The organism is Streptomyces longispororuber (assembly GCF_024448165.1).
Taxonomy (GTDB): Bacteria; Actinomycetota; Actinomycetes; order Streptomycetales; family Streptomycetaceae; genus Streptomyces; species Streptomyces longispororuber_A.
Window position 1 is genome coordinate 1 of the sequence record NZ_JAMOLN010000311.1, and the last position, 8,524, is coordinate 8,524.

6 protein-coding genes are annotated in these 8,524 nt (G+C 72.2%); 5 read left to right on the top strand and 1 reads right to left on the bottom strand.

Features of this window, described 5'->3' with window-relative positions; translation table 11 throughout:
• The first annotated feature begins 23 nt into the window (after positions 1-23).
• The 5 genes from M4J07_RS44815 to M4J07_RS44835 all read left to right on the top strand — a co-directional run bounded on the left by M4J07_RS44815 (position 24) and on the right by M4J07_RS44835 (position 5,826).
• On the top strand, positions 24-2,366 hold the full coding sequence (locus M4J07_RS44815; protein ID WP_374215194.1) for a beta-N-acetylglucosaminidase domain-containing protein: 2,343 nt from the start codon (positions 24-26) through the stop codon (positions 2,364-2,366).
• Between the two features lie 122 nt (positions 2,367-2,488).
• On the top strand, positions 2,489-3,466 hold the full coding sequence (locus M4J07_RS44820; RefSeq protein ID WP_255982559.1) for an ABC transporter substrate-binding protein: 978 nt from the start codon (positions 2,489-2,491) through the stop codon (positions 3,464-3,466).
• The gene (locus tag M4J07_RS44825; RefSeq protein ID WP_255982570.1) at positions 3,466-4,221 is read left to right on the top strand and encodes an ABC transporter permease; all 756 of its coding nucleotides are present in this window, start codon (positions 3,466-3,468) and stop codon (positions 4,219-4,221) included. The genes M4J07_RS44820 and M4J07_RS44825 overlap by 1 nt, the downstream gene beginning before the upstream one ends.
• Positions 4,218-5,018: an ABC transporter permease gene (locus M4J07_RS44830; RefSeq protein WP_255982561.1), complete on the top strand. Its 801-nt coding sequence runs from the start codon at positions 4,218-4,220 to the stop codon at positions 5,016-5,018. Before M4J07_RS44825 ends, M4J07_RS44830 begins: the two co-directional genes overlap by 4 nt.
• The gene (locus M4J07_RS44835) at positions 5,002-5,826 is read left to right on the top strand and encodes an ABC transporter ATP-binding protein (RefSeq protein ID WP_255982563.1); all 825 of its coding nucleotides are present in this window, start codon (positions 5,002-5,004) and stop codon (positions 5,824-5,826) included. Before M4J07_RS44830 ends, M4J07_RS44835 begins: the two co-directional genes overlap by 17 nt.
• Here M4J07_RS44835 and M4J07_RS44840 read toward each other — a convergent pair.
• On the bottom strand, positions 5,786-8,524 hold a 2,739-nt coding region (locus M4J07_RS44840; protein ID WP_255982565.1), incomplete at its 5' end, for an NACHT domain-containing protein. The genes M4J07_RS44835 and M4J07_RS44840 overlap by 41 nt on opposite strands.

Consider the following 8,524-nt stretch of genomic DNA (forward strand, 5'->3'; position numbering starts at 1 on the left):
TGAAGGCCCCTGCCGTCGCTGTCCTGCTGCTCGCCGCGTCGCTCGGCGCGGCGCCGCCCGTCTCCGCCGCCCCCGCACCGCGGCCGCTGCCCACCGTGTCCCCGACGCCCCAGCACATCGCCCGCGCCGGCGCCGACGTGCCGCTGCCCGCCCGCGCCGAACTCGTCACCGGCACCACCACCGACCCGGCCGCCCGCACCCTCGTCACCCGGCTCCTCAAGGACCACGGGGTGCGCGTCGACGTCCGCACGAAGGCATCCGGACACGCCCCGCTCACCGTCCTGCTCGGCCCCGGCACCCGCCCCGACATCGCCCGCGCCCTGCGCGGCACCGACCTCCCCGACCACGCCGAGGGCTACGCCCTGCGTGCGGCCGGCCGCACCGTCGCCCTCGGCGGCACCGACGCGACCGGACAGTTCTACGCCGCCCAGACCCTGCGCCAGCTCGTCACCCGGCACGGCATCGCGGGCGCCACCGTCTCCGACTTCCCGTCGATGCGGCTGCGCGGCTCCATCGAGGGCTTCTACGGACCGCCGTGGACCACCGACGAACGCCTCGACCAGATGGACTTCCTCGGCGAGGTGAAGTCCAACACGTACGTGTACGCGCCCAAGGACGACCCCTACCACCGCGACAAGTGGCGCGACCCCTACCCCGACGACAAGCTGAAGGAGCTGGGCGCGCTCGTCGACCGGGCCGCCGCCAACCACGTCCGCTTCACGTTCGCCGTGTCGCCCGGCGGCTCGATCTGCTACTCCGACCCGGCCGACGTCAAGGCCCTCACCGGCAAGCTCCAGGCCCTGTACGACCTGGGCGTGCGCTCCTTCTCGATCCCGCTCGACGACATCAGCTACACGAAGTGGAACTGCGCGGGCGACCAGACGGAGTTCGGCGCACCGGGACGCGGCCCCGCGGCCCGGGCCCAGGTCGGCCTCCTGAACGCGGTGCAGAAGGAGTTCATCGCCACGCACGACGGCGCCAACCCGCTCCAGATGGTGCCCACCGAGTACGGCGACCTCACCGACACGGCGTACAAGCAGGAGCTCCGCGGCCACCTCGACCCGGCCGTCGAAGTGATGTGGACCGGCACCGACGTCGTCCCGCCCGAGATCACCAACTCCCAGGCACAGCAGGCTTCTCAGCTGTTCGGCCGGAAGGTCTTCGTCTGGGACAACTATCCCGTCAACGACTTCGGCCGCACCGCCGGACGCCTCCTCCTCGCCCCCTACGACAAGCGCGAGGCGGGACTCTCCGACAACCTCAGCGGCCTCGTCTCCAACCCGATGAACCAGGAAGCGGCCAGCAAGCTCGCCGTCTTCACCATGTCCGACTTCGCGTGGAACGACCGCGGCTACGACCGCGCCACCTCCGCCCGCCAGTCGGCCCTCCACCTGGCGGGCGGCGACCCGCGCGTCGCCGACGCCGTACAGGTCTTCGTCGACCTCAACCACATGGCCCCCACCTTCGGCGCCACCCCCTGGCAGCCCCAGTCGCCGCGCCTGAGCGCCGAGCTGGCGACGTTCTGGACGGCCTACGCGAAGGACCCCGGCGCGGCGATCCGTGCCTTCGCGCCCACCGCCGCCACCATCGAGCGCACCCCCGCGGTGCTCCGCGACGGCGTCCCCGACCGGCTCTTCCTGCACGACGCCGACCGCTGGCTCACCGCCACCGAACACTGGGGCGCGGCCCTGCGCCACGGACTCGCCGCGCTGAAGGCGATCGACGCCCACGACGAGGACGCCGCGGCCACGGCGCGCAAGGCGATGGACGCGGCCGCCGACACCGCCGCGCACATCACCGTCGACCCGGCCGAACACCACCAGCTCGGCCCCGTGAAGATCGCCGACCCCTACCTCCAGGACTTCGTGACGCAGGTCGACGCCGCCCACGACACCTCCCTCGGCCTCCAGCCCCTGCGCCAACTCGCCCTGAACAAGAAGGCCGTTCAGATCTCCGACTACGACGCGGGCGGCACCACCCCGTACGGCGCTGCCAAGGCCGTCGACGGCGACCGCTTCGACTTCTCCACCACCAGCGGCAAGGAGGCCCGGCCCTGGTGGCAGGTCGACCTCGGCGCCGTCTCCGACCTGGAGCGCATCGACCTGTACAACCGCACCGACTGCTGCGCCGACCGCACCAAGGACTACTACGTCCTGGTCTCCGACGAGCCCTTCACCGGCACCCTCGCCGAGCAGCTGACGAAGCCGGGCGTATGGGCGCACCACGAGACGGCGCAGGCGGGCGGCCCGACCTCCGTCGCCGTCGACCGGCCCGGCCGCTACGTCCGGGTCTGGCTGGCGAGCGAGCGGCCCGTCGAACTCAACATCGCCGAAGTGGAGGTGTACGGCCGGGCGGCCTCCGGCTGACGGGACGACGCGGCGCGCATGCTGTGATTGCGCTGTAAGTAACGTCAACTCTCTTGTGTGCCAAGGGCATTGACCCCTTAAGGTGCGGGCTCTACTTTCCCGCTGAGCACCCGGGGGGATCCATGCGCTGCACACGCCGCACCTTCACCGTCCTCGCCGTCGTGGCCCTGCTCGCCGCCACGGCGGCCTGCGGCGGCTCCGACGACAACGGCAAACCCTCCGCGTCCGGCAGCGGAGGCACCACCACCGTCAAACTCGGCCTCATCCCCATCGTCGACGTGGCACCCGTCTACCTCGGCCAGAAGAAGGGGTTCTACGAGAAACAGGGCCTCAAGCTGGCCTTCACCCAGGCGCAGGGCGGCGCGGCGATCGTGCCGGGCGTTGTCAGCGGCCAGTTCCAGTTCGGCTTCTCCAACGCCACGTCCCTGATGGTCGCCCAGTCCAAGGGCGTCCCCGTGAAGGCCGTCGCCAACGGCGTCGGCTCCACCGGCAAGGACGGCGCGGACTTCGGCGCCGTCGTCGTCAAGAAGGGCAGCCCGATCAAGACGGCCAAGGACCTGGAGGGCAAGAGCGTCGCCGTCAACACGCTCAAGAACATCAACGACACCACCGTCAGGGAGTCCGTGCGCAAGGCCGGCGGAGACCCCGACAAGGTCAAGTTCGTCGAGCTCGCCTTCGACCAGATGCCCGCCGCCCTCGACAAGGGCCAGATCGACGCGGCCCAGGTCGTCGAACCCGCCCTCGCCACCGTCAAGGCACAGGGCGGCACCGTGATCGCCTCCAACTTCGTCGACACGGCCCCAGACCTCACGGTCGCCCTCTACTTCACCGCCGCGCAGTACGCCCAGCAACACCCGGACATCGTCAAGAAGTTCGCCGCCGCCACCGAGGAGTCCCTGACGTACGCGAATAGCCACCCCGACGAGGTCCGGCAGATCGTCACCTCCTACACCAAGATCCCGCAGGCCACCCTCGACAAGGTCGTCCTGCCCGCCTGGCCCGCCGAACCGAACCGGGCCTCCCTCGACCGGCTCGCCCAACTCGGCCAGGGCGACGGCCTGTTCGCCAAGACCCCCGACCTCGACACGCTCCTGCCGTGATCCCCGGAGCGCTCGGCCTGCTCGTCTGCGCGGCACTGTGGGAGGCGGTGCCGCGCCTCGGCCTGGTCTCCTCCGCCTACCTGCCGCCGTTCACCACCACCCTCGACGCCCTCGGCGGCGAGCTGACGGACCCCGCCTTCTGGTCGGCGCTCGGCGACACCCTGACCGGCTGGGCGCTCGGCCTCGCCCTCGCCACGGCGGGCGGCGTACTGGCAGGACTCGTCATCGCCACGGTCCCGTACCTGCGCGAACTCACCTCGTCCACCGTCGAGTTCCTCCGCCCCATCCCGTCCGTCGCCCTCATCCCGCTGGCGATCCTGCTCTTCGGCACCGAACTCCGCTCGGTGCTCCTCCTCGTCGTCTACGCCGCGTTCTGGCAGGTCCTCGTGCAGGTCCTGTACGGCGTCCAGGACGTCGACCCCGTCGCGGAGGACACCGCCCGCGCCTTCGGCCTCGGCCCCTGGGCCCGCATCAGGCACGTCGTGTGGCCGACGGCCCTCCCGTACGTCATGACCGGCGTCCGGCTCGCCGCGGCGGTCGCCCTGATCCTCGCCGTCACCGTCGAACTCGTCATCGGGGCACCCGGCCTCGGCCACCGCATCAACGTCGCACAGACCTCGCAGGCCGTCCCCGACATGTACGCCCTCATCCTGGTCGCCGGCTGCCTCGGCGTGCTCATCAACACCGGCGCGCGCCTCGTGGAACGCCGCGCCCTGTCCTGGCACCGGTCGGTCCGGACGGAGGCCCCCGCGTGAGGCGCACCGGGCGCGTGCTGCGGGCGGCCGCCCTCGCCCTGGCACTGCCCTGCCTGCTGGTCGCGGTGTGGTGGCTGGCGTCCGACTCCAGCACCAGCTTCTACGCGCCGCCCCTGCGCACCATCCTCGGCCGCTTCGACGACACCTGGACCCCCGACCGGCTCCGGGACGACGTCCTGCCGAGCGTGCTGCGGCTCCTCGCGGGCTACGCGGTGGCGGGCGTGGCGGGCGTCGGGCTCGGCATCGTCATCGGCGCCTCACGGCGCACCCGGGCGGTCTGCGAACCGGCCCTGGAGTTCCTGCGCGCGGTCCCGCCGCCGGTCCTGGTCCCCGTCATCATGCTGTTCGCCGGCATCGGCGACACCATGAAGATCACCGTGATCGCGTCGGGCTGCGTCTGGCCGGTGCTGCTCAACACGGCGGCGGGCGTCCGGGCGGTCGACGAGGTCGCCGCCGACACGGCCCGCTCGTACGGCGTGACGGGCCCGGCCCGGCTGCGCCATCTGGTGCTCCCGGCGGCGAGCCCACAGATCTTCGCGGGCCTGCGCCAGGCCCTGTCCATCGGCGTCATCCTCATGGTCATCAGCGAGATGTACGCCTCCAGCAGCGGCCTCGGCTTCGCCGTCGTCGAGTTCCAACGCTCCTTCGCCGTACCGGAGATGTGGACCGGCATCCTGGTGCTCGGCCTGCTGGGAGTGGCTCTCTCGGTGCTGTTCCGGATCGTCGAGCGGCGAGCCCTCGGCTGGTACCACGGATCGCGCGGCGCGCGACGGAAGGCGGGTGGCGGCGGTGCTTGAGGTCAAAGGGCTGCGCAAGGTCTACGAAGGGTCGGGACGCCGGGTGGAGGCGCTGCGCGACCTCACCTTCCGCCTCGACGCGGGGGAGCTGGTGTGCGTCGTCGGCCCCTCCGGCTGCGGCAAGACGACGCTCCTGAAGTGCGTGGCCGGACTCCTGGCGCCGACGGAGGGCTCCGTCACGCTGGACGGCGTCCCGGTGACCGGCCCCCGCCCCGGCCTCGCGGTCGTCTTCCAGGAGTACGGGCGGAGCCTGTTCCCCTGGATGCGGGTGACGGAGAACGTCGAACTCCCGCTTCGGCAGCGCAAGATGCCGAGGGACGCGCGGCGCGCCCGCGTGTCCGAGGCGCTCGACGCGGTCGGCCTGGGCGACGTCGGCCGGGCCTACCCCTGGGAACTCTCCGGCGGCATGCAGCAGCGCGTCGCCATCGCCCGCGCACTGGCCTACGAACCCGACGTGCTCCTGATGGACGAGCCGTTCGCCGCGGTCGACGCCCAGACCCGCGCCGACCTGGAGGACCTGGTGCGCGGCCTGTGGCGCCGGCGCGGCATGACGGTCCTGTTCGTCACCCACGACATCGACGAGGCGGTGTACCTGGGGGAGCGGGTCCTGGTCCTGAGCCCGTCGCCGACGGTGGTCCGCGAGGAGGTCGTCGTCGAACTCCCGGCGGAGCGGGATCAGTTGACGACTCGGGCGGATGTGCGGTTCACGGGGTTGCGGAGTCGGGTGCTGGGGCTGATCCGGGACGGGGGTGGGGCGGCGGACCAGGTCAGTAAGGCCGGTCGATCCGGCTCAGGATCTGACTCCTGAGCCGCTCCCGCACCGCGTCGCCGAGCCGGGCCCTGTCCCGCTCGTGCGCGGTGAGCAGCGCCTGCACGACCCGGCCGAAGTTGTGCCAGTCGTGCGGCATCAGGGCCAGGCCGCGCACCACCCGCTCGTAGCGGGCGATCAGGTCCGGGTCGGACAGTTCCGAGGTGTCGTCGAGGAGCAGTCGCAGCAGGTCGTGCGCCAGCGACGTCGCGCGTTCGCCGCCCACCGGGACGAACGTGGTCAGGGCCGGGCCCAGACTGTCCAGGACGGGTTCCAGGGCCAGGCGCAGGATCGAGTCGGGCGTCGACCCGGTCACGGACATCTTGTGCCACAGCTCGTCCCAGTACGACCGCTGCCACACCGGGCCGTCGTGGCCCTCCTCGAAGCCGAACAGCCAGTTCGCGTCCACCTGTTGCGGGGCGCGGACCGGCCCCTGGCGCAGCGCGATCGACAGTGCGCGGCGACCGTGCCCGTCCCAGGTGCGCCGCGTCGTGAAGGTGAGCGCGAAGTCCGTCCACTGCTCCTCGTCCATCGACGAGCGCCACAGCATGCAGTGCCGGTGCCAGGAGTGGACGGGGTCGACCCGGTCGGGGAAGAGCTGGGCGGCGGAGGACCGTCGCGTGAGGACGAGGATCATCAGTACCAGGTTCGCCTCGTAGAGCCCGTGGCGTGCCGCGGTGCGCATCCGGGGTGCGGGCCGGTACGCCGGGTACTGGTCGGTGGTGCGGGTCTCGTGGACGCGCAGCACCTCGACGAGGCGCGCGGCGAGCCGCTCGCGGTCCACGAGCGGCAGCCGCTGGGCCAGCTCGCCCGCGAACCGCACCATCTGCCGCGAGGAGAGCGGTGCGTGCGACAGCAGCGCGTAGGCCAGATCGTCGTTGATCCTGCCGTCGGCGAGGGAGAACGCGGCCGGGCGGGCCGGCAGCAGGTCGGCCAGCAGGCGCAGCGTCAGGCGCATGGTGAGGTACTCGCCGAACGTCGCGTGCAGGAACTCGTACGTCGCCAGCACCCGTCCGTCGCGCAGCGACTGCGCGCGCTGCACGAAGAAGAACCGGCCGAGGGCGACCTCCGCCGCGTCCAGCGGGGTGCGGAACCCGGTCTTGTCGGGCACCTGCTTGCCGAGGAGGGCGACGAGATCGTCGTCCAGCTCACCGGCGGACACCCATTGGCGGCTGCGATTGAGCTGCGCGAACGCGACCAGCGACAGCCGCTGCAGCTCTTGCTCGACGCGCTCGTCCCGCACCCGATCGGGCAGCGTGCCGGGGCACGTCTTGGACACCTCGCGCCGGGCGAACGTCGACAGCAGCTCCTCGTAGAGCTCCGTGACGGCCAGCGGCTCGCCGCCCTCGTGCTGGAGTCCGCCGTCGGTCGCGTCGTACAGCGCGAGCATCGTCAACAGCAGGGGCTGTGCGGCGAGTTCGGCGTGCCGGGACACCGTGTCCCAGGTCAGCGGGCGCAGCGTGCCGGTGTTCGCGTCGTTCCAGATGGCCAGCCACCGCTGGATCTGCTCCGGCCGGAACGGCTCCAGGCGGAGCGCGACCGTGCCCTCCGGATAGCGGGCCCGGTCCGCGACGGCGGTGCGGCTCGTCACCAGGGCCAGGACGGGACGGCCCTGCTCGGCCTCCCGCTGCTGGAAACGGGCCACCCGGACGAGGAAGTCGTTGTGATGGACGCCGGTGGTCTGCAGCAGTTCGTCGAAGCCGTCGAGGAGCAGGACGGGCGTACAGCCGCCCGCGGCGCGCACCAGCTCCGGCCAGGTCGTGCGCTCGCCCGTGGTCGCGCGGACCGCCTGCTCGATCTGGTCCTGCAGCTCGTCCTCGGCCCGCACGTCCCGCAGCGGCACCCGCACGGGCAGGAACCCGGCGGCGGGCAGCCGGGCCGCGAGCACGCGGGTGAGCACGGACTTGCCGGCACCGGGCTGGCCCAGCACGAGGAGCGGCGCCTCGGCGAGTGCGGGGTTGGTCAGGGCCCCGGCGAGATACCGCGTGAGGTCGTGCCGGACGTCGATGTCCTGCCACCACGACTCGTCGGCGGGCCCGGACTGGCCCTGCGGCGCGGAGACGCGGTAGTCGGGATCGATGTACATGGCCGCGAGCGTGGGGACGCGGATGCCCTCGGGGGCGGTCTCCGAGTCGAGGACCGGGTGGGTGAGGGCCGCGTGGTGGGAGCGGGCCAGGGACGCGGCCACGTCGACGGGCGGCGCGAGGGCGCCGGCCGTGCGGTGCAGCAGGGTCTCGATGCCGTCCAGGGCCCGGCGGACCTCGGTACGGGTGGCGCGGTGCTCGACGCGGGTGAGCCAGAACGCGAACTCCGGGGCCTGCTCGGCCAGCTGCGAGCAGAGGTGCTCGTACCTGGCCAAGGCCCGTACGTCCAGGTCGACGAGGTCGAACTCCATGGACCGCTGCTCGTCCCCCGACATCCGCTCCCAGACCGCGAGCCCCTGCACGAAGTGCATGAACGCGGCCCGGTAGTGGCCGAACCAGATGAGCAGATCCGCCTCGAGTTCCTCGGGCGGACGGTGGGGCGCCGGGCAGGGCACGTCGACCGAGAGCAGGTCCACGCCGACCCCCTCGGCCAGCGCCAGCTGCTCGCCGCGCGTGAGCCGCACGTCGTCCAGGGAGAAGGGCAGGTCGTGGTCCGCGAACGCCTCGAACCAGGCCACGATCACGATCACGGCATGCGCCGCCCGCAGCACCTC